The following is a 24315-nucleotide window of genomic DNA, read 5'->3' on the forward strand; positions in this document are numbered from 1 at the left end:
ATCGGTAGCGGCTCATCGGACAGTCTCCTCACCGGAGTGACCCGAAGCCGGGGCGTTGCCCCGGAACGAGGAGCGTCCCGCGGGCAGGTTCGCGCGGCTGCGGATCGACGGGACGCGCAGCGAGACCCGGGCCGTCATTGGATCGCCTCCTCGCGGGAGGTTTCCACCGTTTCGCCAGCGGGGATGCCGCGGCCGCGGGCCAGTTCGGGGCCGTGCACGTAGTAGTCCTGCTCGTCGTCGCCCAGGCGCATCGGGTGCGGGGGTTGCTCCATACCCGGGAGCAGCGGCGCCAGCAGGTCCTCCTTGGTCCAGATCAGCTTCTGGCGGTCGTCGTCCGCCATCTCGTAGAAGTTGATCATCGTCAGGGAGCGGGTGGGGCACGCTTCGACGCACAGGCCGCAGCCGATGCACCTCAGGTAGTTGATCTGGTAGTCCTTGCCGTAGCGCTCGCCGGGCGAGTACCGGGCGTCCTCGGTGTTGTCGCCGCCCTCGACGAAGATCGCGTCCGCCGGGCAGGCCCACGCGCACAACTCGCAGCCGACGCACTTCTCCAGTCCGTCCGGGTGCCGGTTGAGCTGGTGCCGCCCGTGGTACCGGGGCGCGGCGGGGGCGCCGATCTCCGGGTACTCCTCCGTCGCCACCTTCTTGAACATCGTGCCGAAAGTGACGCCGAAACCCTTGATGGGGTCAAACAGTCCCATCGGAACCCTCCTTCCCGGCGCCCACCTGGGCAGGCTCCGAAGTACGGCCGGCCGCCCGGCGCCTGCGCTTCCCAGCGCCCCGCTCGGGCACCTCGGGCACGCGCAGATCCAGCGGCGGCAACGGGAAACCGCCGCCGGTGACCGGCACCGAATCGCTGTCGGCCTGCTTCTTCTCCGGCACCAGCAGCGCGATCGCCACCGCGACCACCACCACGACCGCCCCGCCGATCAGGATCTGGCCCGTCGTCAGACCGCCGTTGTTCCGGATCGCGCGGATCGACGAGATGATCACGATCCACACCAGGTTGGCGGGCACCAGGACCTTCCAGCCCAGCTTCATGAACTGGTCGTACCGGAACCGCGGCAGCGTCCCGCGCAGCCAGATGAACCCGAACAGCAACGCGAACAGCTTCACCGCGAACCAGATCAGCGGCAGCCACCCCTGGTTCAGCGGCGAGTCCAGCCCGACGAACGGGAACATCCAGCCGCCGAGGAACAACGTCGTCGCGAACGCCGAGACGATCACCATGTTCACGTACTCGGCGAGGAAGAACATCGCGAATTTCATCGACGAGTACTCGGTGTGGAACCCGCCGACCAGCTCCGACTCGGCCTCCGGCAGGTCGAACGGCGCGCGGTTCGTCTCGCCGACCATCGAGATCAGGTAGATCACGAAACTCGGCAGCAGCAGGTAGAAGTACCAGCCGCGGGCCTGCGCGTCGACGATCGCGCCGGTCGCCATCGACTGCGAGTACAGCACCACGCCGACGATCGACAGGCCCATCGCGATCTCGTACGAGATCACCTGCGCCGCCGACCGCAGCCCGCCGAGCAGCGGGTACGGCGACCCGGACGACCACCCGGCCAGCACGATCCCGTACACCCCGACCGACGAGCAGGCCAGGATCACCAGCACGCCGACCGGCAGGTCGACCAGCTGCAGCACGGTCTGCTCACCGAAGATCGACACCCGCGGCCCGAACGGGATCGCGGCCAGCGCGATCAACGCGGGCACCGCGGACAGCACCGGCGCCAGGAAGTACACCTTCCGGTCCGCGCCGTCCGGGATGATCTGCTCCTTGAACGGCAGCTTGATCGCGTCCGCCAGCGACTGGAAGTAGCCGCCGGGGCCGACGCGGTTCGGGCCGGGCCGGTTCTGCATCCGGCCGATCGCCTTGCGCTCCCACACGATGAGGAAGATCGTCAGGAGCGGCCCGATCAGCAGCACCACGACGGTCTTGAGCAGGATCAGCCACCACGGGTCGTCCGCCAGCAGCTCGGCCCGCGTCATCTGGTCCGCGGCCTGCTGCGCGAAAAACGGTGTCATCGCCGCGCTCCCTCGATGTTGACGACCGCCCCGTGCCCGGCGGCGAGCGTTCTGCGCAGCCGCGAGCCGTCGGAGTTGCCGGGCAGCCACACGACGTCGTCGGGCAGGTCGGCGACCTCGACGGGCAGCGTGATCGCGCCCCGCTCGGTCGACACGGTCACCTCGTCACCGAGCTCCGCCGCGGTCTTCGCCGACACCCGGGCCACCACGCGCCGCGCGGTGCCCGCCAGGTGCGGCTCGTCCACCTGCAGTGAGCCCTCGTCGAGCAGCTGCCGCCAGCTAGCCAGCCGCGCCTGCCCCGGCCCGACCTCGGCGGCGGCCCGCGCGGGGCCCGACTCCCAGAACCTGCCGTGCGACGCGCCCGACGAGCCGAGCCGGGCGAAGTCGCCGTACGCGGCGACCGGAGTCTGGGTGAACAGGTCCGCGTCCATCTCCACGGCCAGCGTGTCCAGCACCCGGCAGTCCGGCAGCGCGCCGGTGCCTTCGAGCGTCGCGTCGAACGCGCGGCGCCTGCCCTCCCAGTTGACGAAGCTGCCGGACTTCTCGACCACCGGCGCGATCGGCAGGACCACGTCGGCGTGCTCGGTGACCGTGCTGGCCCGCATCTCCAGGCTGACCACGAACTCCGCCCGCTCCAGCGCCTGCCGCGCCAGCGCCGGGTCGGGCAGGTCGTCCAGGTCGACGCCGCCGACCACCACGCCGGACAGGTACCCGCCCGCCAGCGCGCCGATGATGTCGTTCGTGTCGCGGCCCGGCTCGGCGGGCACCGGCACGCCCCACGCGGCCTCGACCTCGGCGCGGGCGGCCTCGTCGGTCACCGGCCGTCCGCCGGGCAGCAGCGTCGGCGCCGCACCGGCCTCCAGCGCGCCGCGCTCGCCGGCCCGGCGCGGGATCCAGGCCACCTTCGCGCCGGTCCGCGCGACCAGCCGCCGCACCGCGGCGAACAGGCCCGGCACCTCGGCCGCCCGCTCGCCGACCAGCACGACCGCGCCGTCCGCGCCCAGCGCCGACTCGACGTCCGGCGCGTGCTCGGGAATCCCGTCCAGCGCCGCGGCCTCCGACCCGGGCACGCAGGCCAGCAGCTCGCCGAAGGTCTTGCGCACCGACGGCGTCGTCCACTGTCCCAAGTGGACCACCCGGGTCCGCTTCTTGCGGGCGGCCTTGCGCAGCCGGAGGAAGACGATCGGCGCCTCCTCCTCGGGCTCGAACGCCACGCACAGCACCGTCGGCGCGTTCTCGATCGCGCCGAACGTGACGCCGTACTCCGGCGTCGTGCCGGCCACCTCGGCGGCGAGGAAGTCCAGCTCCTCCGGCGAATGCGCCCGCGCGCGGAAGTCGACGTCGTTGGTGCGCAACGCGACCCGCGCGAACTTCGCGTAGGCGTAGGCGTCCTCCAGCGTCAGCCGTCCACCGGCGAGCACCGCGGCGCCGCGGCTGTCGCGGGCCTTGGCCAGCCCCTCCGCGGCGACGCGCAGCGCCTCCGTCCACGGCGCTTCCCGCAGCTCGCCGGAGGCGTCGCGAACCAGCGGCCGCCGGATCCGGTCGGCCGCCGTGGCGTACCGGAACGCGAAGCGGCCCTTGTCGCAGATCCACTCCTCGTTGACCTCGGGGTCGTTGGCGGCGAGCTTGCGCATCACCTTGCCGCGCCGGTAGTCGGTGCGCTCGGCGCAGCCGGACGAGCAGTGCTCGCACACGCTGGGCGCGGACACCAGGTCGAACGGCCGCGACCGGAACCGGTACTGCGCGCTGGTCAGCGCGCCGACCGGGCAGATCTGGATGGTGTTGCCGGAGAAGTACGACTGGAACGGCGCGCCCGACGACGTTCGGGAGGCCAGGTCGAACACGTCCGCCGTCTCCGCCGTGCCGATCTGCTGGTGCGCGCCGCGCTCCAGCAGGTCGATGAACGGGTCGCCGGCGATCTGCGCGGAGAACCGCGTGCACCGCTGGCACAGCACGCACCGCTCGCGGTCGAGCAGCACCTGCGTGGAGATCGGCAGCGGCTTCGGGAACGTGCGCTTGGTGTCGCGGAACCGCGAGTCGGCGCGGCCGTGGGCCATCGCCTGGTTCTGAAGCGGGCACTCGCCGCCCTTGTCGCAGACCGGGCAGTCCAGCGGGTGGTTGATGAGCAGCAGCTCCATCACACCCTGCTGGGCCTTGTCCGCGACCGGCGACGTCAGCTGCGTCTTGACGACCATCCCGTCGGCGACCGTCATCGTGCAGGACGCCTGCGGTTTCGGCATCGGCCGCCCGCCCATCTCGACCTCGACGAGGCACTGACGGCAGGCCCCGGCCGGGTCGAGCAGCGGGTGGTCGCAGAACCGCGGGATCACCGTGCCGAGCCGCTCCGCCGTGCGGATCAGCAGCTCGCCCTTGGGCGCGATGACCTCTTCGCCGTCGATGGTCAGCTTGACGTGACCTTCGGGGACCGGCGTCTCGGTCTTGGGTTCTTCCGGCGCGATCGTCATGCCTGTGCTCCCACCAACTCGCGCTTGTTGCTCTCGCACAGGGCGAGGAATTCGTCGCGGAAGTACTTGATCCCGCTGGTGATCGGGCTGACCGCGCCGTCACCCAGCGCGCAGAACGACCGGCCGAGGATGTTGTCGCAGACGTCCAGCAGCGTGTCGATGTCCTCGGCGGTGCCCCGCCCGTCGACCATCCGCTCCAGGATCTGCGCCAGCCAGTACGTGCCCTCCCGGCACGGCGTGCACTTGCCGCACGACTCGTGCTCGTAGAACTGGGTCCACTTCATCACGGCCCACGGCACCGACACGGTTTCGTTGAACACCTGGACCGCGGTGGTGCCGAGCATCGACCCGGCCTCCGCGGCGCCCTCGAAGTCGAGCGGGATGTCCAGGTGCTCGGCGGTGAACATCGGCGTGGACGACCCGCCCGGCGTCCAGAACTTGAGCGGGATGCCGTCCTTCATGCCACCACACAGTTCCAGCAGCTCCCGCAGGGTCGTGCCGAGCGGCGCCTCGTACTGGCCGGGCTTCTCGACGTGCCCGGAGATCGAGTAGATCTTCGGGCCGGGCGACTTCTCCCGGCCCATCTTGCGGAACCAGTCCGCGCCGCCGTTCACGATGAACGGAACGCTAGCGATGGTCTCCACGTTGTTCACGGTGGTCGGCGCCGCGTAGAGGCCGGCGGCCGCGGGGAACGGCGGCTTGAGCCGCGGCTGGCCGCGGCGGCCTTCGAGCGAGTCGAGCAGCGCGGTTTCCTCACCGCAGATGTAGGCGCCCGCCCCGGCGTGCACGGTGATGTCCAGGTCGAACCCGGAGCCCAGGATGTCCTTGCCGAGGTACCCGGCGCGGTAGGCCTCGCGCACCGCCGCGTTGAGCCGACGGTACGGGTGCAGCGCCTCGCCCCGTACGTAGATGAAGCAGTGGTGTGACCGCATCGCGTAGGCGGCGATGATGCAGCCCTCGATGAGCGAGTGCGGGTCGGCCATCATCAGCGGGATGTCCTTGCAGGTCCCCGGTTCGCCCTCGTCGGCGTTGATGACCAGGTAGTGCGGCTTGTCCTCGTTGGGCGGCATGAACGACCACTTCACGCCGGCCGGGAACCCCGCGCCGCCGCGGCCACGCAGACCGGAGTCCTTGACCAGCTGCACGAGTTGCTCGGGCGTGCCGCTCAGCGCCTTGCGCAGCGCGGTGTAACCCTCCAGCTGTTCGTAGGTGGACAGCCGCCAGGAGTTGGGGGACAGCCAGCGTTTGGTGAGCACCGGGGTGATGGGATCAGCCATTACTTCTTCTCCACTTCCGGCAACGGGGCGTCCGCCATGGCCGGGGCCGTCCAGCCCCGCTCCTGGGCGATCCGCGCGCCCATCAGGGTCTCCGGGGCCTGGGACGGTCCGTCCACTTGCGACCGGTACGTCTCCTCGTCCTCCGGGAAGAACCCGGCCAGCTGCAGCTCGGCGCTCTTGAAGTCGCCCAGCGGAGCCCCGCGCGTCGGCTGCGGCTTCTCACCGCGCCGCAGGGCGTCGACCAGTTCGACCGCGCTGTCCGGCGTCTGCTTGTCGTAGTACTCGTAGTTGACCTGCAGCACCGGCGCGAGGTCGCAGGCGGCGAGGCACTCGGCGTGCTCCAGCGTGATCGACCCGGGCTCGCCCGGGGTGCCCGCGGTTTCCTCGTGCCCCAGTGGTTTCCCGTCCTCGCCGAGGTGCTCCTGCAGGGTGCGGTAGATCGCGTCCCCGCCCAGCGCCGCGCACAGCGTGTTCGTGCACACGCTCACCAGATGCTCACCGCACGGCTTGCGCTTGTACATGGTGTAGAACGTGACGACCGCGCTGACCTCGGCCTCGGACAGTCCCAGCTGCTGCGCGCAGAATGTCACGCCCTCCTGGCTGACGAACCCCTGCACCGACTGGACCAGATGCAGCATCGGCAGCAGCGCCGACCGGGACTGCGGGTAACGGGCCATCAGCTCCTGCGCCTTGGCCACCGTGTCCGCGTCGAACAGCTCTTTCGCTTGGGTCATCGATCCACTCCGCCCATGACCGGGTCCACGGACGCGACCGCCGCGATCACGTCCGCCACCAGGCCGCCCTCTGACATCGCCGGCAGGGACTGCAGGTTGACGAAACTCGGTTCCCGCACGTGCACGCGCACCGGGCGGGTGCCGCCGTCGGAGACGAGGTGGAAGCCCAGCTCGCCGCGCGGCGACTCGATCGGCGAGTACACCTGGCCCGCAGGCACCTTGAAGCCCTCGGTGACCAGCTTGAAGTGGTGGATCAGGGACTCCATCGACTGGCCCATGATCTTGCGGACGTGCTCGAGCGAGTTGCCCATGCCGTCGCTGGAGATCGACAGCTGCGCGGGCCACGCGATCTTGCGGTCCTCCACCATCACCGGGCCCGGCTCGATCTTCTTCAGGCACTGCCGGATGATCCGCAGCGACTGGTGCATCTCCTCGACCCGGCACAGGTACCGGCCCCAGCAGTCGGCCTCGGTCGAGGTCGGCACGTCGAACTCGAACTCGTCGTAGCGCGAGTACGGCTCGATCTTGCGCAGGTCCCACGGCAGGCCCGCGGAGCGCAGCACCGGCCCGGTGACGCCGAGCGCGAGGCACGCGTCGACCGGCAGGTACCCGACGCCCTTGAGCCGGTTGCGCCAGATCGGCTGACCGGTGAACAGCTTGTCGTACAAGGGAAGGCGCTCGTCCATCGTCTTGACGAACTCGCTCACCTTCTCCTTCCAGTCGGTCGGCAGGTCCTGCGCGACGCCGCCGGGGCGGATGAACGCGTGGTTCATGCGCAGCCCGGTCAGGTACTCCAGCAGGTGCAGGACCTCTTCCCGCTCGCGGAACCCGAAGGTCATCGCGGTGGTCGCGCCCAGCTCCATGCCGCCGGTGGCGATGTAGACCAGGTGCGAGCCGATGCGGTTGATCTCGCACAGCATGACGCGGATCAGTTCGGCCCGGCGCGGGGCGCGGATGCCGAGCAGCTTCTCCACGCCGAGGCAGTAGCCCAGCTCGTTGAACAGCGGGGACAGGTAGTCCATGCGCGTAACGAACGTGACGCCCTGGGTCCAGGTCCGGTACTCGCAGTTCTTCTCGATGCCGGTGTGCAGGTAGCCGATGACCGAGCGGAGCTGGGTGACGGTCTCGCCCTCCAGCTCCAGCACGAGCCGGAGCACGCCGTGCGTGGACGGGTGCTGGGGGCCCATGTTGATGACGATCCGCTCGTCGTGCTGGGCGTCCTCCAGCACGTCGTCCCAGTCACCGCCGGAGACGTGGTAGATGCGGCCTTCGGTGGTGTCGCGCGATTCGGCGTAGTCGACACTGTCGCGGCCGGTGTCGCTCGTGTCGGTGCCGGTGCTGACGTCCGCGAGTCGATCGGTAGTCACGAGTACGACCTCCGCTGATCGGGGGGCGGGATCTCCGCGCCCTTGTACTCCACCGGGATCCCGCCGAGCGGGTAGTCCTTGCGCTGCGGGTGGCCGTCCCAGTCGTCCGGCATGAGGATCCGCGTCAGGGCCGGGTGGCCGTCGTAGACGATGCCGAACAGGTCCCACGCCTCGCGTTCCTGCCAGTCCGCCGTCGGGTAGACCTCCACGATGGACGGGATGTGCGCGTCCTCGACGTCGACGGCGACCTCCAGCCGGATGCGCCGGCGGTAGGTCATCGACGTCAGGTGGTACACCGAGTGCAGCCGCTGCGGCACGTCCGGCCCGTAGTCCACACCGGACACCGAGCTGCACAGCTCGAACCGCAGCCCGGCGTCGTCGCGCAGGATGCGGCACATCGCGACGAGGTGCGCGCGATCGACGTAGAGCGTGATCTCGCCGCGATCGACGGTCACCTGGTGCACCGCGTCGGCGGGCACGTCGTTCTCGGCCAGCGCGGCGAAGAACTGGTCGGCGAACTCGTCGAACCAGCCGCCGTAGGGCCGTTCCGCCGGTGGCGGCAGGTAGGCGGGCAGCCGCAGGCCGCCGTAACCGGAGGTGTCCCCGCTGTCGGAGACACCGAACATCCCGCGGCGCTCACGGCCCGCGACGATCGGCTGCGCCGGGCGCGGCCCACGCGGCTCCAGGCCGGTGTCCGGGCGCTGGGCGCTGGACTGTTCCCCGCCGGGTTCGGGCTTTTCCTCGGTCATGAGCGCATCACTTCTTCGCGTACTTGATCGACGACGGGATCAGCTCGGTCTGGTACCCGGCCAGCGCGGCGGCGCGGCGCGGCCCGAGCGGCTCGTCCTGGATCTTGGCGTGCAGCTTGAGGATCGCGTCGAGGAGCATTTCGGGGCGCGGCGGGCAGCCCGGCAGGTACATGTCGACCGGCACGATGTGGTCCACGCCCTGCACCACGGCGTAGTTGTTGAACATGCCGCCGGAGGACGCGCAGACGCCCATGGCCAGCACCCACTTCGGCTCGGCCATCTGGTCGTAGATCTGACGCAGGACCGGGGCCATCTTCTGCGTGACCCGCCCGGCGACGATCATCAGATCGGCCTGGCGCGGGGTGGCGGAGAACCGCTCCATGCCGAAGCGCGCGATGTCGTAGCGCGAGCCGCCGACGGTCATCATCTCGATCGCACAGCAGGCGAGCCCGAAGGTGGCCGGCCACAGCGAGTTCTTGCGCGCCCAGTTGACCAGCTTCTCCAGGCTGGCCAGCAGGATGCCGTTGGGGAGCTGCTCTTCGAGTCCCATGACGTCCCTCCCCTAGTTCCAGTCGAGCCCGCCGCGACGCCAGACGTAGGCGTAGGCGAAGCCGACGGTCGCGATGAACAAGACGATCTCCACCAGGCCGAACAGGCCGAGCGCGTCCGCCGAGACGGCGAACGGGTAGAGGAAGACCATTTCGATGTCGAACAGGATGAACAGCATCGCGGTGATGTAGTAGGCGACCGGCATGCGGCCGCCGCCCACCAGCGGCTGCGGGGACGGTTCGATCCCGCACTCGTAGGCCATCTGCTTCGCCCGGTTGTACCGGCGCGGGCCCACCAGCGGGCCGAGCAGCACGGAGAACACCGCGAAGGCCGCGGCGAGGACGAACAGGAGGACCAGCGGCAGGTACATCTCAAGGCCGGGCCCCGAGGCGGCCTGCGCGAGGTGGAACTGCGACATCAGCACGGTGAATGCCGTCCTTTCCGCGCCGTTGCGAACGTGCCGCTTGTGAAACTGTTCACAATCTCCCTTGCGGGGTTGTGAAGCGGTTCACAAAGCATAGGGGCAGTGTAGGACGTGGCTCACATTGTTGTCGCGGGGTGTTTCGGGTAAGGCGAACCTAACCAAAGGATGCCCTGGTGGACGGCCATAAGCCCGAGACCAGCACGAAAAGGATCATCCTGATCACGCAACGCAGAACTGGTGTGACGTAACCCACGGTGATGGCGGCCAACCTCCGCCGGTTGCGCGCAAGATCACGCCGACGGAGGTGTGACGGAAGTCATCCGCGGAGCGGCTCGCCGGCCTCGTGGAGGTGCCGCAGCGCCTGCGCCCAGGAGTCGACCAGACCGGTCTCCGAGTACGGCACCCCGATCTCGGCGCAGTACCGCCGCACGATCGGCTGCGCCAGCCGCAGGTGCGGGGTCGGCATGCTGGGGAACAGGTGGTGCTCGATCTGGTAGTTCAGGCCGCCCATCGCGACGTCGACGAACCGGCCGCCGCGGACGTTGCGGGAGGTCAGCACCTGCCGCCGCAGGAAGTCCGGCCGATCGCCACCGGTCAGCGTCGGCATGCCCTTGTGGTTCGGCGCGAAGATCGAGCCCAGGTACACGCCCCACAGGCCCTGGTGCACGGCGATGAACACCAGCGCCTTGACCGGCGACAGCACCAGGAACACCGCGCCGAGGTAGACCGCGAAGTGGGTGAACAGCAGCGCGGCTTCCAGCCACCGCTGCTTCAGCCCCGGCCTGAGCACCGCGCGGATGCTCGACCAGTGCAGGTTCAGACCCTCCAGCGTGAGCAGCGGGAAGAACAGGACCGCCTGGTGGCGCCCGATGAACCGGGGCAGGCCGCGGCTGGCCCTGGCCTGGCCCTGCGACCACACGAGGATGTCCGGCGCGACGTCCGGATCGAGTTCCTCGTGGTTGGGGTTGGCGTGGTGGCGCGTGTGCTTGTCCATCCACCAGCCGTAGCTCAGGCCGATGCCGAGGTTGCCCGCGATCCGGCCGGCGACCTCGCTCGGGCGGCGCGTGCGGAACACCTGCCGGTGCGCGAGGTCGTGCGACAGCAGGGCGATTTGACCGAACAGGACGGCCAGCAGCACGGCGACGACCAGGGTCGCCCAGGAGTCGCCGATCCAGGCGAACAACGCCCAGGCGTAGGCGAACAGGGCGGTGACCAGGCCGGCGCGCAGGGCGTAGTAACCGGGGCGCCGGTTCAGCAGGCCGGCCTGCTTGACGCGGCCGGCCAGGCGGGCGAAGTCGCTGCCGGTTTCGGCTTCGGTGGTGGGCACGCACCGAGTCTGTTGCGCCGCGCGAAGATCCGGCAGCCGGTGCGCACCCGGGTCCGCGGTGGGGCAGACCCCACCTCAGGCGCTGGGCGTCAACCGGGCGGCGAGCGAGATCATCCGGTCCACCGCGTCGCCGCCCTTGGCGTCGTAGCAGCCGGACAGGCCCTTGTAGATCAGCGGGATCAGCGGGTTGATCCGCAGCCCGTACTTGGTCGCCGCGCGCATGACCTTCGGGTTGCCGATCGCCTTCGCGAAGACGTTGCCGAGGCGGTAGTAGCCGCCCATCAGCTCCTTCAGCGCGAGCGGGTAGCCACGCAGCGCGCGCTCCCGCGACGAGCCCTCGGGCCGGGCCAGCGCCTGCACCACGAACTCCGCCGCGAGCTGCGCCGACTCCATCGCCGCCGAGATGCCCTCGCCGTTGAACGGGCTCACCATGCCGCCCGCGTCGCCGAGCAGCAGCAGGCCGTCGCGGTAGTGCGGAGTGCGGTTGAAGCCCATCGGCAGACCGGCACCGCCGATCCGGCCGATCGCGTTCTCCTCGCGGTAGCCCCACTCCTCCGGCGTCGAGTCCAGCCACTGCCGCATCAGGGCGCGGTAGTCCATGTTCCGGAACGACTTCGACGTGGACAGCATCCCGAGCCCGACGTTCACCGTGCCGTCACCGAGCGGGAACGCCCACCCGTACCCGGGCAGCAGCTGCGGGTTGCGCGGGTCCTTGCGGTCCCACAGTTCCAGGTGGCCCTCGATGAACGGGTCGTCGTGCCGTGGGCTCTTGTAGTACCGGCGCACGGCCACGCCCATCGGGCGCTTCTCGTCGGTCTCGATGCCGATCGACCGGGCCAGCCGCGCGGACACGCCGTCACATGCCAGGACCAGCGGCGCGTGGTAGCGCACCGGGGTCTTCTCGGGCCCCTGCTTCCCCTCGACACCGATCACGCGGCCCGTGCGCTCGTCGGTGATCGCGCCGGTCACCGTGGTCCGCTCCAGCAGCCGGGCGCCCGCCTTGACGGCGGTCTTGGCCAGCAGGTCGTCGAAGTCCTGGCGGGTACGCGAGACGCCGTAGGGCGGGTAGCTGGTCAGCTCCGGCCAGTCCAGCTCCAGCGTCAGCTCCGCGGTGAGGATCCGCAGGCCGCGGCTGTGCACCCAGCCGGCCTCCTGGCTGGTGTCGATGCCCAGGTCGATGAGCTGCTTCACGCCGCGCGGGGTGAGGCCGTCGCCGCACACCTTCTCGCGCGGGAACTCGGTCTTCTCCAGCACCAGGACGTCGATCCCGGCCCGCGCCAGGTACGTCGCGACGGTGGATCCGGCCGGGCCCGCGCCGACGACGATTACCTGTGCGTCCTGGGTCATGCCTCGGAGTTTACGGGGAGCACTGCGACGCGGAGCGTCTCCATCAGGGGTGGTGGTCGGGCTGGCGGGTGGGCTTTATCGCGCGATGGATGGCGACGACGCCGAAGGTCAGGTTCAGCCACTCCACCTTCGACCAGCCCGCGCTGGCGATGATCTGCGCCAGGCTGCGCTGGTCGTGCCACGCGGCCATCGATTCGGCCAGGTAGGAGTAGGCCTCGGGGTTGGTCGAGGAGAACCGGCCGAGCAGCGTCATGACCCGCAGGATGAACTTCTTGTAGACGAACCGGATCGGCGGGAATGTGGGGGTCGACACCTCGCAGATCACCAGCCGGCCGCCCGGCTTGACCACGCGCGCGATCTCTTCGAGCGCGGCCTTGGTGTCGACGAAGTTGCGGATGCCGAAGCTGATCGTCGCGGCGTCGAAGCTGTCGTCGGCGAACGGCAGGTGCAGCGCGTCGGCGGCGACCATCGGGACGCGGCGGTGCTTGCCGCTGCGCAGCATGCCGAGGGAGAAGTCCGCGGCCAGGCACCACGCGCCGCCGCGGGCGTACTCGGCGGTGGACACCCCGGTGCCCGCGGCGAGGTCGAGCACCCGCTCGCCGCGGCGGGCGTCCAGGACCCGCGAGGTCGTCGTGCGCCATCGCCGGTCGAACCCGAACGTCATGACCGAGTTCGCCCGGTCGTAGCCCTCCGAGACGCCGTCGAACATGGCGGCGACCTCGTGTGGATCCTTGTCCAGACTGGCTCGCGACATGTTTGAAGACTAGCTGCGGCGCTTGCGCCTCCGTTGAGGGCGGCGGTGGGCGACGGGTGGGGGTAAGGCAGTGAGCATCCCCCGCACGCTCGCGGGCCACGCGAACTCCTCCGCCCGGGCGCGCGAAGCCGCACGTCGCAGGTCCTCCGGGCTCTCCAGCAGGCCGGTCACGGCCGACGCGAACGCCCGGGGCACGTCCGGAACCGCGGCCCCGCAGCCGGGCCGGACGATCTCCCGCAGCGCCGAGGACTGCGACACCACCACCGGCGTCCCGGACGCCAGCGCCTCCAGCGCCGCGAGCCCGAACGTCTCGTGCGGGCCCGGCGCGAGCGAGACGTCGGCGCTGGCCAGCAGCCGGGCCACGGCGGTCCGGTCGGACACGAACCCGAGGAATGTCACCGGCAGCCCGCGCGCCCGCCGTTCCAGCGCCCGGCGGCGCGGCCCGTCCCCGGCGATCACCAGCCGCACCCGGTCCCCCGCCTCGGTCAGCTCGGCGACGGTGTCCACACTGCGCTCGACGTGCTTCTCCGGCGACAGCCGTCCACAGTGGACCAGCAACGCGTCCGCGCCGGAGGCCAGCTCGTGCCGCAGGCCGGGATCGTGGTGCGCGGGGCGGAAGGTCGCGAGGTCCACCCCGAGCGGGACCTGGCGGACGTTGGCGACGCCGATCCGGTCGAACTCCTCGCGGGCGAACGACGTGGTGCAGACGACCGTGTCGTAGTTGCCCGCCATGCGCCGGTTGGCGGCGTCGGCGACGCGGCGGGCCAGCGGACCGGGCACCAGGAACTGCTCCAGCAGCCGGTCCAGCCGCTCGTGCGAGATCACCACGCTGGGCACGTCGCGCCGGTGCGCCCACACCCCCATCCCCCGCAGGGTCAGCCGGTCCGACACCTCCAGCCGGTCCGGGCGCAGCGCCGACAGCAACGCGCGCACCCGGTACGGGTCGACCGCGCGGTAGCCGCCGGTGCCGGGGATCTTCGGCGCGGGCAGGCTGATCCGCCGCACCCCGGTCGGCAGCTGTTCCTCGGCGTGCCGGGGCCCCGGCACGACCAGCGTCACGCGGTGGCCGCTCGCCACGTACCCGGCGCCGAGGTGGTGCAGCGCCGTGCGCAGACCACCGGACCGGGGCCCGTAGAAGTTCGCCAGCTGGACGATGTGCATGGCATCAGGCGGCTCGCGCCACGCGGCCGGTGACCACCTCGTAGTGGTTCACCAGCTCCGCGCACACCGCGGGCCACGTCCGGCCGAGCACGACCTTGCGGGCCTTGGTCCCCAGCCGGTCCCGCAGCGCCGGGTCGCGCAGGTCGCGCACGCGCCGCACCAGCTCCTCGGCGAACCCGGCCGGGTCGGGCGGCAGCAGGAAGCCGGTGCGGCCGGGCAGGACGAGGTCCCGCGGGCCGCCCGCGTCCGGCGCCAGCACCGGCAGCCCGGACGCCATCGCCTCCTGCACCGCCTGGCAGAACGTCTCGTGCGGGCCGGTGTGGACGAACACGTCCAGGCTCGCGTAAGCCGCGGACAGCTCGTCGCCGTAGCGGGCACCGAGGAAGGCCGCGCTGGGCAGGCGTTCGGCCAGCTCCTCGCGGTCCGGCCCGTCACCCACGATCACCAGCCGCACGCCGTCCACCCCGGTCAGGGCGGCGAGCCTGCCGACCTCCTTCTCCGGCGCCAGCCGCCCGACGAACCCGACCAGCAGCTCCCCGTTCGGCGCGAGCCGGGCCCGCAGGTCCGGGTCCGCGTGCGCCGGCGAGAACCGCTCGACGTCCACCCCCCGGCCCCACCGGTGCACACGGGGCACACCGTGCGCACGCAGGTCCTCCACGGACTGGGTGGACGGTGCGAGCGTGCGGTCGGCCTTGGTATGCAGCCGACGCACCCACCGCCACGCGGCCCGCGCGCCGAGGCCGAGCCCGTACGCGGTGGCGAACCCGGCGATGTCGGTCTGGAACACCGCGATCGAAGGCACCCGCAGCCGCCGGGCCGCGGCCAGCCCGCGGGCGCCGACCACGAACGGCGATGCCAGGTGCACCACGTCCGGCCCGAACGCGGCCAGCGCGGTCAGCACCGTGCGGGTGGGCAGGCCGATCGGCAGCGAGTTCACCACCGGCAGGTCCAGCGCCGGGATGCGCACCACGGGCGCGCCCCGGTAGTGCGTCGGCCCGGTGAGGCCGGGCGCGACCACCATCACGTCGTGGCCGGTGCCGGTGAGGTGCTCGATGATCCGCAGCACGGAGTTGGTCACGCCGTTCACCTGCGGGAGGAAGCTTTCGGTGACGATGGCGACGCGCACGATCCCCACCGTGGCAGCCGGTCCGGTTCGCGGAGAAAAGCCCGCGTGACGACGGGACCAACGGTGCCCGAACTTCACGAAGCTTTCTCCGCTTCACCTGGGTGTCGCGTCCCGGACATCTGCTGCCGCCACACTCGGCTGGCGTGACCCTCCTCTCCGCCCGTCCACCCCACCCGGTCGAACCGGGCTTGCTGTCGCGAGCGCTCGAGGTCGCCGGGCGGCTGGCCAACGACGCCACCGACGTGATCACGGCGACCGCGGGCCGGGGCGCCCACCCGGACGTGGCGGACTCGCCGTTCGACTGGGTCACCGACACCGACCGCATCCTGGAGCGGCACACCCGCCGCGTGCTGACCGCCGAGTTCCCCGGCATCCCCGTCGTCGGCGGCGAGTTCGGCGCCGACACCGGCGCGGACTCGGCGGCCTACCGCTGGGTGGTGGACCCGGTCGACGGGACGGCCAACTACGTCGCCGGGGTGCCGTGGTGCGCCTACAGCCTCGCGCTGGTCGACGCGTCCGGACCGGTCGTCGGTGTGGTCGCCGACCCCTACCGCGCGCAGATCTACGCCGCCGCCCGCGGACGCGGCACGCGCGCCAACGGCAAGCCGGTCAAGCTGGTCGACCGGGACCGCATCGCCGGGTCGATCGTGTGCACCGAGCTGGCCCGCAAGGGGCCGTGGCCAGGCATGGGCTCGTTCATCGAACGCGCCGCCGAGGCACACGCCGGGGTTCGCGTGCTCGGCTCGGCCGCGTTGTCGATCGCCCAGGTCGCGCTCGGGCACGCGATCGCCGCGGTGCTGCACAGCTACCACGAGTGGGACGTCGCCGGGTCGGTCGCGCTGGCCATCGAGGCGGGCGCCGTCGTGCTCGACCGGCGCGGGTCGGACAGCCCGCTGCCCACCGACGGCCTGCTTGTCGCCGCGCCCAGCGTCGCCGAGGAAGTCCTGTCCTGGTGGCAGGAAACCGAACGGGGCATCCGCGCGTCCTAGGTCCGGACAAGAACACGGACCCGGGAGAACACCACATGCTGATCTACGGCTGGCGCAAGAGCGTCCAGGAGCTGGCCACCGCGACCTACCTGTGCGGGAACTGCCAGAACCCGAGCGCGCACGCGCTGCGCCGCGCCGTCACGAAGTTCACGCTGTTCTTCATCCCGCTGTTCCCGATCAGCTCGAAGTACTTCACGGTGTGCACGTTCTGCGGCATGACGAACAAGCTGACCAAGGACGAGGCGCAGCAGGTCCAGGCCATGCAGCAGCAGGCGCCGGCGCCGCAGCCCATGCCGCAGCAGCCGCCCGTGCCGCAGGCCGGCTACCCGCAGGCCGGGTACCCGCAGCCGGGTCACGCGCCGCAGCAGTACCCGCAGCAGCAGATCCAGCCGCCGCGCCAGGGGTTCTAACGCACCACGCGGTAGTGGAGGAAGGCGACCTTGTCGCTGAGGGTGCGGGTCTCGACGAGTTCGAGGTCCACCCGGCGTTCCTGGTGGGCGAAGAACGGGGTGCCACCACCGACGAGCACCGGGTGGACCCGCACGAGGTACTCGTCGATCAGCCCGGCCGCGGCGACCTCGGCGGCCAGGGTCGCGCCGCCGATCGCGATGTCGCCGTCCCCCGGCTCGGCGCGCAGCCGCTCGATCTCCTCGGCCGGGCTGCCGGAAGCCAGCCGCGTGTTGCCCTCCACCGCGGGCAGCGTGGTGGAGAACACGACCTTGGGCATCGCCTTCCAGATCGCGGCGAACTCGAGCTCCGCGTCGTCCAGGGTCTGCTCCTGTTCGGCGGTTTCCCAGAACAGCATCGTTTCGTACAGCCGCCGCCCCATCAGGTGGACGTCGACGCCGCGCACCTCCTCGATGGCGAGGCGGAAGACTTCCTCGGTGGGCGCCGACCAGTCGAACCGGCCGTCCGGCCCGACGATGTAGCCGTCCAGCGAGACGGACATCGAGTAGGTGACGCTGCGCATGGAAGTCCCCTCGCTGCCGGAGTCAGCCGGACTTCACCGTGGTCTCGGCCTCGACGACGGTGACCTCCGGCTCGGTCACCTCCGGCTCGCGGCGCAGTCGCTGGCGGATCAGCCAGGCCACCGCGCCTGCGACCACCCAGGTGATCAGGATGGTGGTGCCCAGCGGCAGCAGCGTCAAGGTCGCGGTGCGGCCCGCGACGCGGGCCAGGTCCGGGTCGGTCGCGTCGTACTCGATGCGCACCAGGTCGCCCGCGACCAGGCCGGCCGGGTAGAGCACGCCGTTGGACGGGCTGTGCACGATGCCGTCCGGCGTCTCGAACCGGATGATCGTCCGGTCCCAGGCCACCGCGTCCACCTCGGCCGTCGCCGTGCCCAGGTTGCCGGTGATCGCCTGGTCGTTGCGGATCGCGGCGAGCAGCAGGCCGGCGCACAGCACGGTGATCACGACGGCGACGGCGAGCACGCAGCGACGGCCGATCTTCAGCCACCACAGAGTTCTCGCCGTCACTCCTCCGAGCATAGAAGGTGCGGGTTAACGGCTGTCTCCGGCCGCCAGCAGCTGGTGGGTGCGCTGGATGGCGGGGTAGGACCGCGGCTGGGCGGCGGCACGCAGGGTCGCCGCGCCGTTCGGGCCGGTGGCCGGCTTGCCCGCGGTGAACAGCCAGGTCTGGAACAGCTGCTGCAGCGGCTTGCCGGAGACCTCCTCGGCCAGCGCGACGAAGTCGCTGATGCGGGCGTCGTCACCCCGGTGCCGGGCGACCCAGGTGCGCAGGATCGTGAAGAACGCGTCGTCGCCGACGGCGGTCCGCAACGCCTGCACGGCCAGCGCGCCGCGGTCGTACACGGCGTCGTCGAACTGGTTGGCTGCCCCCGGGTCGCCGGGCAGGACCTGCCAGAACGGGTCGTCGGCCGGGTAGGAGTCGTAGACGTACTGGGCGAGCTCGGCCGCGGTGCCCTCGCCCTGGTGCTCCGACCACAGGTACTCGGCGTAGCTCGCGAAGCCCTCGTTGAGCCAGATGTCGCTCCAGCGGCCCAGCGAGACGGAGTCGCCGAACCACTGGTGCGCGTTCTCGTGCGCGACGACCGAGGTGTTCGTCCCGGCGACGAAGAACTTGTTGCTGTACACCGGCCGCGTCTGGGCCTCCAGCGCGAAGGTCAGGCCGGTGCTGACCACCCCGCCCTGCGCCTCGAACGGGTACTCGCCGAACTGGCTCGCGAGGAACTCGACGATCTCCGGGGTGCGCTCGACGCTGGCCTTCGCCGCGCCGAGGGAGTCGCCGGTGGCCGGGTCGTACGCGGTGACGAACGGCTGCCCGCCTGGCGTGGTGGCCTGGTTGACCTCGAACTTCCCGACTTCGAGGGTGGTGGCGTAGGTGTTCTGCGGCTGGGTGCTGCGCCAGTTCCAGCGCGTCCAGCCTGCCCGCTGCTTGGTCTTGCGGACGAGCGTGCCGTTGGACAGGGCGGCGACGTCGTCCGGCACCTCGACCGAGACGTCGTAGGTGGCCTTGTCGGTCGGGTGGTCGCTGGCCGGGTACCACCACTGCGAGTTCTGCGGCTCGTCGACGGCGAGCGCGCCGTCCGGGGTCTTCTTCCACGCGGTGTAGCCGTCGATGACGACCTTGGACGGGGTGTCCGCGTAGGTGACGACGACGGTGACCGGCTGGTTCTTCGCGAGCGGCTTGGCCGGGGTGACCTCCAGCTCGCCGTCGCGGACGGTCCGGAAGGCGGCGGGCACGTTGTCGACCCGGATCCCGCTCACATGGAGCCCGAAGTCGAGGTCGAAGCTGGACAGCTCCTGCGTGGTCCTGGCGAGGATCGTCGTGGTGCCGGCGAGCTGGTCGGTGGCCGGCTGGTAGGTGAGGCGGATGTCGTAGTGGGCGACGTCGTAGCCGCCGTTGCCGGCGTACGGGTAATAGGGGTCGCCGGCTCCGGCAGCGCCCGGGGCGGGCGCGGCGGAGGCGGTCGAAGCGAGGAGCACGATCGCGATTCCGGTGGTCACGGCCCCCAGGCCGGCGCGAGTTCGCAGACGCATGGCGGGGACGCTAGCGGGAAAACTTCCCACCGGACACGTCCGAAAGAAGGTTCCCGCTAACTGAGAGCGGTGGACACCGCCGAGCGGATGCGGGTGTGCAGGTCGCGGTGGCGCGACCGGTCCACCTGCACCTCGACCACCCGCAGACCGGGCGCCGGGCGCAGCGCCTCGCGGAACTCCTCGATCGTTCCGGCCTGTACGTGTGGGATGCCGAACCCGGCGCACAGCGCCGAGAGGTCCGCGCCGTGCGGGGTGCCGAACACGTGCTCGAACGCGTCCCGGTGCTCGGGCGCCCCCTGCTCGAGCAGCGAGAAGATCCCGCCGCCGTCGTCGTTGAGCACCACGATCGTCAGGTCCGGGCGCGTCTCCGGCGGGCCGGCCAGCAGACCGTTCACGTCGTGCAGGAACGTCAGGTCGCCGAGCAGTGCGTACGACTGCCCGCGGTGCACCGTCGCCGCGCCGATCGCCGTCGACACCGTGCCGTCGATGCCCGCCACGCCGCGGTTGCGGTGCACCAGCACGTCCGGTCGCATCCGGCCGGCGAGCGCCACGTCGCGCGCCGGGTTGGACGAGCCGACCACCAGCAGCGCGTCCGGCGGCAGTGCGTCGACCAGCTCGGACGCCAGCCGCAGCCCGCTCGGCCACTGCTCGCGCCGCAACGCCGTGCCGACCGCCTCGTTCGCCAGCGCGTCCGCCCGCTGCCACGCGGCCAGCCACTCCGGATCGGCCGGCTTGGTCGGCGAGTCGAACCACTGCCCGACCTGCCGCACGTTGTGGGCGGGCGCCGGCCAGTCCGAGTCCGGGCGCACCAGCAGCACCTCGACGTCGGCGTCCGACAGCAGCTGCTGGATCTGCCGGAACACCGTCGGCCTGCCGAGGCACAGCACCTGCTCGGGCTTGTGCCGCCGGATGAACTCCTCGGCGCCGAGCAGCCACACGCCGGACGAGATCGCCGACGACCCGAGCAGGCCGAGCCCGCCGGTCTCCGAGATCACCGGCCAGCCGTGCTGCTCACCCCACTCACCGGCGGCGCGCACCCCGCTGTCGCACGCGATGACCAGACCACAGCGCGCCGACGGGACCACGAACGACGGCAGTGCGCCGAAGTCCGGCAGCTCGGTCCAGCGCTCCCCACCGGGGCGGCCCTCCAGCGACTCGAACCACTCGTCGTCGCCGTCGGGCACCAGCGGCTCGCGGAACGGAACGTTCAGGTGGACCGGGCCGCACCGCCATTCGCCGTACGCCGCGTTCCACGCCCGGCAGATCTGGCTGCGCCAGTACGCGTTCTGGCCGCCCCGCCGCTCGGCGACGGCCAGCTCGTCGAAGTACCGCACCGCGCCGCCGTAGAGCCGCTGCTGCTCGATGACCTGGTTCGCGCCCGCGGCCCGCAGCTCCGGCGGGCGGTCGGCGGTGAGCACGATCAGCGGGACCCCGGCGCGGTCGGCCTCCAGGACGGCCGGGTGGAAGTTCGCCGCCGCGGTGCCGCTGGTGCAGACCACGGCGACCGGGCGACCGGTGCGCGCCGCGATGCCCAGCGCGAGGAAGCCCGCGCCCCGCTCGTCGATGCGGACGTGCAGCTGGAGGCGCCCGGCGGCGGCCGCGTCGTACAGCGCCAGCGACAGCGGCGCGTTGCGGGAACCGGGGCAGAGCACCACGTGCGAGACGGTGTTGCGGACGAGTTCGTCCACGATCACCTTGGCCTGGGCGGTCGACGGATTCACCGGGGACCCCCCGGCGTGTCACCCGTCACCACAGTCACACGGCCTATTCTCCCAAACGTGCATGACGCCCAGGTTTCCGAGCTGTTCGACCCGTCCGCCTGGACCGAAATCGAGGGTTTCGGTTTCACCGACATCACCTATCACCGTTCCGTCGAGGCCCGCTCCGGCAAACGCGTCGTGCGCGTCGCGTTCGACCGCCCCGAGGTTCGCAACGCCTTCCGCCCGCACACCGTCGACGAGCTGTACCGCGCTCTCGACCACGCGCGGATGAGCTCAGATGTCGGCTGCGTCCTCCTGACGGGGAACGGTCCCTCGCCGAAGGACGGTGGGTGGGCGTTCTGTTCCGGTGGTGACCAGCGTATTCGCGGTCGGTCCGGGTATCAGTACGCGAGCGGCGAGACCTCCGACACGGTGGACCCCGCGCGTGCGGGCCGCCTGCACATCCTGGAGGTCCAGCGGCTGATCAGGTTCATGCCGAAGGTCGTGATCGCGGTGGTCCCGGGCTGGGCCGCGGGCGGCGGGCACTCGCTGCACGTGGTGTGCGATCTCACCCTCGCCTCGGCCGAGCACGCGCGGTTCAAGCAGACGGACGCCGACGTCGGCTCGTTCGACGGCGGGTTCGGGTCGGCCTACCTGGCGCGCGAGGTCGGGCAGAAGTTCGCGCGGGAGATCTTCTTCCTCGGCCGCGAATACACCGCCGAGCAGATGCACCGGATGGGCGCGGTCAACGCGGTCGTGCCGCACGCCGAGCTGGAGGCCGAGGCCCTGCAGTGGGGCTGGGAGATCCTCGGCAAGTCGCCGACGGCCCAGCGGATGCTGAAGTACTCGTTCAACCTGATCGACGACGGGCTGGTCGGGCAGCAGGTCTTCGCGGGCGAGACGACCCGGCTGGCCTACATGCAGGACGAGGCCGTCGAGGGGCGGGACGCGTTCCTGCAGAAGCGGGATCCCGACTGGTCCGCCTTCCCCTACTACTACTGAGGTGCGCGTGCGCGAGGTCTGGCTGCGGGGTCCGGAGTCGGTCGACGAGCTGGCCGGTGCCGTGGCGGCGGCGCTCGACGGGGGCGAGGCCGTGCTGCCCCTGGACGGCGGCGACCCGAAGGCCGCCGGGTTGCTGGCGGGCATGCGGCCGGACGAGCCGGTGGAGCCGGGCACCGCGGTGATCATCGCGACCTCCGGGTCCACCGGTGAGCCCAAGGGCGTCCTGCTGTCCGCCGAGGCGCTGCAGGCCTCGGCGGCGGCCACCCACGCCCGGCTCGGCGGGCCGGGTCGCTGGCTGCTCGCCACGCCCGCGAACTACATCGGCGGCCTGCAGGTGCTGGTCCGGTCGATGCTGGCCGGACAGCCGTTCGCGGTGCTGCCGCCAGGGCCGTTCCGCGCGGAGCGCTTCGCCGAGGCCGCGCGGCCGGTGCTCGCCGGGGACGGGCCGCGCTACACCGCGATGGTCCCGACCCAGCTGACCCGGCTGCTCGACGCGGCCGGCCCCGGCCTGGACGCGGCGAAGGCGTTCGACGCGATCATTCTCGGCGCCGCCGCGACCACCCCGGCCCTGCGCGCCCGCGCCGCCGAGGCCGGGGTGCGGATCGTCCCGTCCTATGGGATGAGCGAGACCGCGAGCGGCTGCGTCTACGACGGCGTGCCGCTGGACGGGGTCGACGTGCGGATCGCCGAGGACGGCCGGATCCTCATCGCGGGGCCGGTGCTCACCCACGGCTACCGGCTGCGGCCCGACCTCACCGCGGAGGCGTTCGACGGCGGCTGGTTCCGCACCGGGGACCGCGGGCAGCTGCGCGACGGGCGCCTGGAAGTCCTCGGCCGCCTCGACGACGTGATCAACACCGGCGGGGTGAAGGTGTCCGCGGCGGCCGTGGAACGCCTGATCACGGCCCTGCCCGGGGTGCGGGAGACGTGCGTCGTCGGGCTGCCGGACGCCGAGTGGGGCCAGGTCGTGGCGGCCGCGGTCGTGCCCGAGGGCGAGGCACCGGGCGTGGACGAGCTGCGGGCCGCGGTGCGCTCGGCGGCCGGCGCCGCGGCTGTGCCGAAGCGGGTCGAGTTCGTTACCACACTCCCGCTGCGCGGGCCCGGCAAAATCGACCGAACAGCGGTCGCGGAGCAGATTTTTCCCCCGGTTGGTTGACATCCGGCGCGGACCGTTTTTCAGTTAGCCAATGATCTCGCTGAAACGTCTCCTGGTCGCGGCCGTCGGTGCCGCGTTCGCCGTCCTCGCGGTGGCCGGCACGGCGGCGGCCGACCCGCCCCTGCCGGACTCCGGCACGCTCACCTGGTCCGTCCCGGCCGCCGGGGAGTAGGCGCGCTCGACGAGAATGCAGTCATGGCGACTGTGACGGAGTGGATCGAGGGTGCCCGGCCGCGGACGCTGCCCAACGCGGTGGCACCGGTCGTGGCGGGCGTGGGGGCGACGATCCAGCTGGGGGCGTTCACCTGGTGGCAGTCGCTGCTGGCGCTCCTGGTGGCGCTCGCGCTGATCATCGGCGTCAACTTCGCCAACGACTACTCCGACGGCGTCCGCGGCACCGACGCCGACCGGGTCGGCCCGCTCCGGCTGGTCGGCTCCGGTGCCGCGGCGCCGAAGCTAGTGCTAACCGCCGCGCTGACCTGCTTCGGCGTGGCCGGGGTGCTCGGGCTGGTGCTGGTGGCGGCCACCGGGCGGTGGTGGCTGCTCGCGATGGGCGCCGCGTGCATCCTCGGCGCCTGGTTCTACACCGGCGGCCGGAAGCCCTACGGCTACGCGGGGCTCGGCGAGGTCGCGGTGTTCATCTTCTTCGGACTGGCCGCGGTGCTGGGCACCGTGTACGTGCAGGCCGGCCGGATCAGCTGGGAGGCGCTCGGGGCCGCGGTGGCGGTCGGGTGCTTCTCGATGGCCGTGCTGGTGGCCAACAACCTGCGGGACATCCCGACCGACCGGGTGGCCGGGAAGGTGACCCTCGCCGTGCGGCTTGGGGATGCCGGCACGCGGCGGTTCTACCTGGTGCTGATCGCGGTGCCGTACGTGGTGACGGTGCTGCTCACCGTGTGGCACCCCTGGCTGTTGATCGCGCTGGTGACCGCGCCGCTGCTGCGGACCCCGGTGCGGGTGATCACCGGTGGGGGGACCGGGCCCGGGCTGATTCCGGTGCTGAAGGACACCGGGTTGGCGATGCTGGCCTGGTCGGTGCTTGCTTGTGTGGGGTTGGCGGTTTCGTAGCCGCTACGCGGGTGTTGAGGGCGCCGGGCTTCGCTTCGCTACGCCCGGATCTGCCCCTCCCGAACCCGATCTTTCAGTGTTCGGTTGCCG

The 24315-nt window shown here is 71.4% G+C and carries 24 protein-coding genes; 6 read left to right on the plus strand and 18 right to left on the minus strand.

The annotated features are described in order from the left end of the window. Positions 1-134: 134 nt before the first annotated feature. The 14 genes from nuoI to AMYTH_RS0126180 form a co-directional block, all read right to left on the minus strand. The gene (nuoI, locus tag AMYTH_RS0126115; RefSeq protein ID WP_017986450.1) at positions 135-701 is read right to left on the minus strand and encodes an NADH-quinone oxidoreductase subunit NuoI; all 567 of its coding nucleotides are present in this window, start codon (positions 699-701) and stop codon (positions 135-137) included. Next, positions 688-2028: an NADH-quinone oxidoreductase subunit NuoH gene (nuoH, locus tag AMYTH_RS0126120; protein WP_027932749.1), complete on the minus strand. Its 1341-nt coding sequence runs from the start codon at positions 2026-2028 to the stop codon at positions 688-690. The genes nuoI and nuoH overlap by 14 nt, the downstream gene beginning before the upstream one ends. Continuing rightward, entirely contained in the window at positions 2025-4493 is a 2469-nt protein-coding gene (locus AMYTH_RS0126125) for an NADH-quinone oxidoreductase subunit G (RefSeq protein WP_027932750.1), read from the minus strand. Before AMYTH_RS0126125 ends, nuoH begins: the two co-directional genes overlap by 4 nt. Next, positions 4490-5770 (minus strand): NADH-quinone oxidoreductase subunit NuoF, encoded by a 1281-nt coding sequence (nuoF, locus tag AMYTH_RS0126130; RefSeq protein WP_020417419.1) that lies wholly within the window; start codon positions 5768-5770, stop codon positions 4490-4492. Before nuoF ends, AMYTH_RS0126125 begins: the two co-directional genes overlap by 4 nt. Next, complete coding sequence (gene nuoE / locus AMYTH_RS0126135) at positions 5770-6504, minus strand: NADH-quinone oxidoreductase subunit NuoE (RefSeq protein WP_027932751.1); 735 nt, start codon at positions 6502-6504, stop codon at positions 5770-5772. Before nuoE ends, nuoF begins: the two co-directional genes overlap by 1 nt. Continuing rightward, a complete protein-coding gene (locus AMYTH_RS0126140; protein WP_027932752.1) occupies positions 6501-7871 on the minus strand; it encodes an NADH-quinone oxidoreductase subunit D in 1371 nt (456 codons plus the stop codon). The genes nuoE and AMYTH_RS0126140 overlap by 4 nt, the downstream gene beginning before the upstream one ends. Continuing rightward, a complete protein-coding gene (locus AMYTH_RS0126145) occupies positions 7868-8620 on the minus strand; it encodes an NADH-quinone oxidoreductase subunit C (protein WP_020417416.1) in 753 nt (250 codons plus the stop codon). Before AMYTH_RS0126145 ends, AMYTH_RS0126140 begins: the two co-directional genes overlap by 4 nt. Before the next feature lie 7 nt (positions 8621-8627). Further along, entirely contained in the window at positions 8628-9170 is a 543-nt protein-coding gene (locus AMYTH_RS0126150) for a NuoB/complex I 20 kDa subunit family protein (protein WP_027932753.1), read from the minus strand. A 12-nt stretch (positions 9171-9182) separates the two neighbouring features. Continuing rightward, positions 9183-9587 (minus strand): NADH-quinone oxidoreductase subunit A, encoded by a 405-nt coding sequence (locus AMYTH_RS0126155; RefSeq protein ID WP_051079579.1) that lies wholly within the window; start codon positions 9585-9587, stop codon positions 9183-9185. Positions 9588-9909: 322 nt separating this feature from the next. Next, complete coding sequence (locus tag AMYTH_RS0126160; RefSeq protein WP_027932754.1) at positions 9910-10920, minus strand: fatty acid desaturase family protein; 1011 nt, start codon at positions 10918-10920, stop codon at positions 9910-9912. Positions 10921-10995: 75 nt separating this feature from the next. Next, positions 10996-12267 carry a geranylgeranyl reductase family protein gene (locus AMYTH_RS0126165; protein ID WP_020417413.1) on the minus strand — a complete coding sequence of 424 codons (1272 nt, stop codon included), beginning with the start codon at positions 12265-12267 and terminating at the stop codon, positions 10996-10998. A 43-nt stretch (positions 12268-12310) separates the two neighbouring features. Continuing rightward, entirely contained in the window at positions 12311-13021 is a 711-nt protein-coding gene (locus tag AMYTH_RS0126170) for a demethylmenaquinone methyltransferase (RefSeq protein ID WP_027932755.1), read from the minus strand. A 9-nt stretch (positions 13022-13030) separates the two neighbouring features. Beyond that, entirely contained in the window at positions 13031-14182 is a 1152-nt protein-coding gene (locus AMYTH_RS45740) for a glycosyltransferase (RefSeq protein WP_051362821.1), read from the minus strand. Between the two features lie 4 nt (positions 14183-14186). After that, positions 14187-15308 (minus strand): glycosyltransferase family 4 protein, encoded by a 1122-nt coding sequence (locus AMYTH_RS0126180; RefSeq protein WP_209440788.1) that lies wholly within the window; start codon positions 15306-15308, stop codon positions 14187-14189. 143 nt (positions 15309-15451) lie between these two features. Between AMYTH_RS0126180 and AMYTH_RS0126185 the strand changes: the two genes are divergently transcribed. Beyond that, the gene (locus tag AMYTH_RS0126185; protein ID WP_027932757.1) at positions 15452-16297 is read left to right on the plus strand and encodes an inositol monophosphatase family protein; all 846 of its coding nucleotides are present in this window, start codon (positions 15452-15454) and stop codon (positions 16295-16297) included. A gap of 35 nt (positions 16298-16332) precedes the next feature. Then, positions 16333-16707: a zinc-ribbon domain-containing protein gene (locus AMYTH_RS0126190; RefSeq protein WP_027932758.1), complete on the plus strand. Its 375-nt coding sequence runs from the start codon at positions 16333-16335 to the stop codon at positions 16705-16707. On the opposite strand, the gene AMYTH_RS0126195 is transcribed toward AMYTH_RS0126190, so the two are convergent. The 4 genes from AMYTH_RS0126195 to menD are packed head-to-tail and all read right to left on the minus strand — an operon-like array spanning position 16704 to position 21020. Beyond that, a complete protein-coding gene (locus AMYTH_RS0126195; protein ID WP_027932759.1) occupies positions 16704-17267 on the minus strand; it encodes a dihydrofolate reductase family protein in 564 nt (187 codons plus the stop codon). The two genes, AMYTH_RS0126190 and AMYTH_RS0126195, sit on opposite strands and share 4 nt — an antisense overlap. A gap of 22 nt (positions 17268-17289) precedes the next feature. Beyond that, the gene (locus tag AMYTH_RS0126200; protein WP_228684967.1) at positions 17290-17775 is read right to left on the minus strand and encodes a DUF3592 domain-containing protein; all 486 of its coding nucleotides are present in this window, start codon (positions 17773-17775) and stop codon (positions 17290-17292) included. A gap of 24 nt (positions 17776-17799) precedes the next feature. Then, complete coding sequence (locus AMYTH_RS0126205) at positions 17800-19299, minus strand: M1 family metallopeptidase (protein ID WP_027932761.1); 1500 nt, start codon at positions 19297-19299, stop codon at positions 17800-17802. A gap of 56 nt (positions 19300-19355) precedes the next feature. Then, positions 19356-21020 carry a 2-succinyl-5-enolpyruvyl-6-hydroxy-3-cyclohexene-1-carboxylic-acid synthase gene (gene menD / locus AMYTH_RS0126210; protein ID WP_027932762.1) on the minus strand — a complete coding sequence of 555 codons (1665 nt, stop codon included), beginning with the start codon at positions 21018-21020 and terminating at the stop codon, positions 19356-19358. Positions 21021-21077: 57 nt separating this feature from the next. On the opposite strand from menD, the gene AMYTH_RS0126215 reads away from it, so the two are divergent. Genes AMYTH_RS0126215 through AMYTH_RS0126230 form a run of 4 tightly spaced genes read left to right on the plus strand, consistent with a single transcriptional unit; the run spans position 21078 to position 24225 of the window. After that, entirely contained in the window at positions 21078-22001 is a 924-nt protein-coding gene (locus AMYTH_RS0126215; protein ID WP_020417403.1) for a 1,4-dihydroxy-2-naphthoyl-CoA synthase, read from the plus strand. 7 nt (positions 22002-22008) lie between these two features. Beyond that, complete coding sequence (menE, locus tag AMYTH_RS0126220) at positions 22009-23157, plus strand: o-succinylbenzoate--CoA ligase (RefSeq protein ID WP_027932763.1); 1149 nt, start codon at positions 22009-22011, stop codon at positions 23155-23157. A 31-nt stretch (positions 23158-23188) separates the two neighbouring features. After that, entirely contained in the window at positions 23189-23329 is a 141-nt protein-coding gene (locus tag AMYTH_RS49630; RefSeq protein ID WP_167344608.1) for a hypothetical protein, read from the plus strand. A 23-nt stretch (positions 23330-23352) separates the two neighbouring features. After that, positions 23353-24225: a 1,4-dihydroxy-2-naphthoate polyprenyltransferase gene (locus AMYTH_RS0126230; RefSeq protein WP_027932764.1), complete on the plus strand. Its 873-nt coding sequence runs from the start codon at positions 23353-23355 to the stop codon at positions 24223-24225. Positions 24226-24315 lie beyond the last annotated feature (90 nt).

The organism is Amycolatopsis thermoflava N1165 (genome assembly GCF_000473265.1).
GTDB classification, from domain to species: domain Bacteria; phylum Actinomycetota; class Actinomycetes; order Mycobacteriales; family Pseudonocardiaceae; genus Amycolatopsis_E; species Amycolatopsis_E thermoflava.

What these genes read in the sequence shown, in the direction of transcription:
- nuoI (WP_017986450.1), bottom strand. Translation starts at nt 701, where the DNA reads ATGGGACTGTTTGACCCCATCAAGGGTTTCGGCGTCACTTTCGGCACG.
- nuoE (WP_027932751.1), bottom strand. Translation starts at nt 6,504, where the DNA reads ATGACCCAAGCGAAAGAGCTGTTCGACGCGGACACGGTGGCCAAGGCG.
- AMYTH_RS0126205 (WP_027932761.1), bottom strand. Translation starts at nt 19,299, where the DNA reads ATGCGTCTGCGAACTCGCGCCGGCCTGGGGGCCGTGACCACCGGAATC.
- AMYTH_RS0126195 (WP_027932759.1), bottom strand. Translation starts at nt 17,267, where the DNA reads ATGCGCAGCGTCACCTACTCGATGTCCGTCTCGCTGGACGGCTACATC.
- AMYTH_RS0126125 (WP_027932750.1), bottom strand. Translation starts at nt 4,493, where the DNA reads ATGACGATCGCGCCGGAAGAACCCAAGACCGAGACGCCGGTCCCCGAA.
- AMYTH_RS0126155 (WP_051079579.1), bottom strand. Translation starts at nt 9,587, where the DNA reads ATGTCGCAGTTCCACCTCGCGCAGGCCGCCTCGGGGCCCGGCCTTGAG.
- nuoH (WP_027932749.1), bottom strand. Translation starts at nt 2,028, where the DNA reads ATGACACCGTTTTTCGCGCAGCAGGCCGCGGACCAGATGACGCGGGCC.
- AMYTH_RS49630 (WP_167344608.1), top strand. Translation starts at nt 23,189, where the DNA reads ATGATCTCGCTGAAACGTCTCCTGGTCGCGGCCGTCGGTGCCGCGTTC.
- nuoF (WP_020417419.1), bottom strand. Translation starts at nt 5,770, where the DNA reads ATGGCTGATCCCATCACCCCGGTGCTCACCAAACGCTGGCTGTCCCCC.
- AMYTH_RS0126150 (WP_027932753.1), bottom strand. Translation starts at nt 9,170, where the DNA reads ATGGGACTCGAAGAGCAGCTCCCCAACGGCATCCTGCTGGCCAGCCTG.
- AMYTH_RS0126165 (WP_020417413.1), bottom strand. Translation starts at nt 12,267, where the DNA reads ATGACCCAGGACGCACAGGTAATCGTCGTCGGCGCGGGCCCGGCCGGA.
- AMYTH_RS0126190 (WP_027932758.1), top strand. Translation starts at nt 16,333, where the DNA reads ATGCTGATCTACGGCTGGCGCAAGAGCGTCCAGGAGCTGGCCACCGCG.
- AMYTH_RS45740 (WP_051362821.1), bottom strand. Translation starts at nt 14,182, where the DNA reads ATGCACATCGTCCAGCTGGCGAACTTCTACGGGCCCCGGTCCGGTGGT.
- AMYTH_RS0126230 (WP_027932764.1), top strand. Translation starts at nt 23,353, where the DNA reads ATGGCGACTGTGACGGAGTGGATCGAGGGTGCCCGGCCGCGGACGCTG.
- AMYTH_RS0126145 (WP_020417416.1), bottom strand. Translation starts at nt 8,620, where the DNA reads ATGACCGAGGAAAAGCCCGAACCCGGCGGGGAACAGTCCAGCGCCCAG.
- AMYTH_RS0126170 (WP_027932755.1), bottom strand. Translation starts at nt 13,021, where the DNA reads ATGTCGCGAGCCAGTCTGGACAAGGATCCACACGAGGTCGCCGCCATG.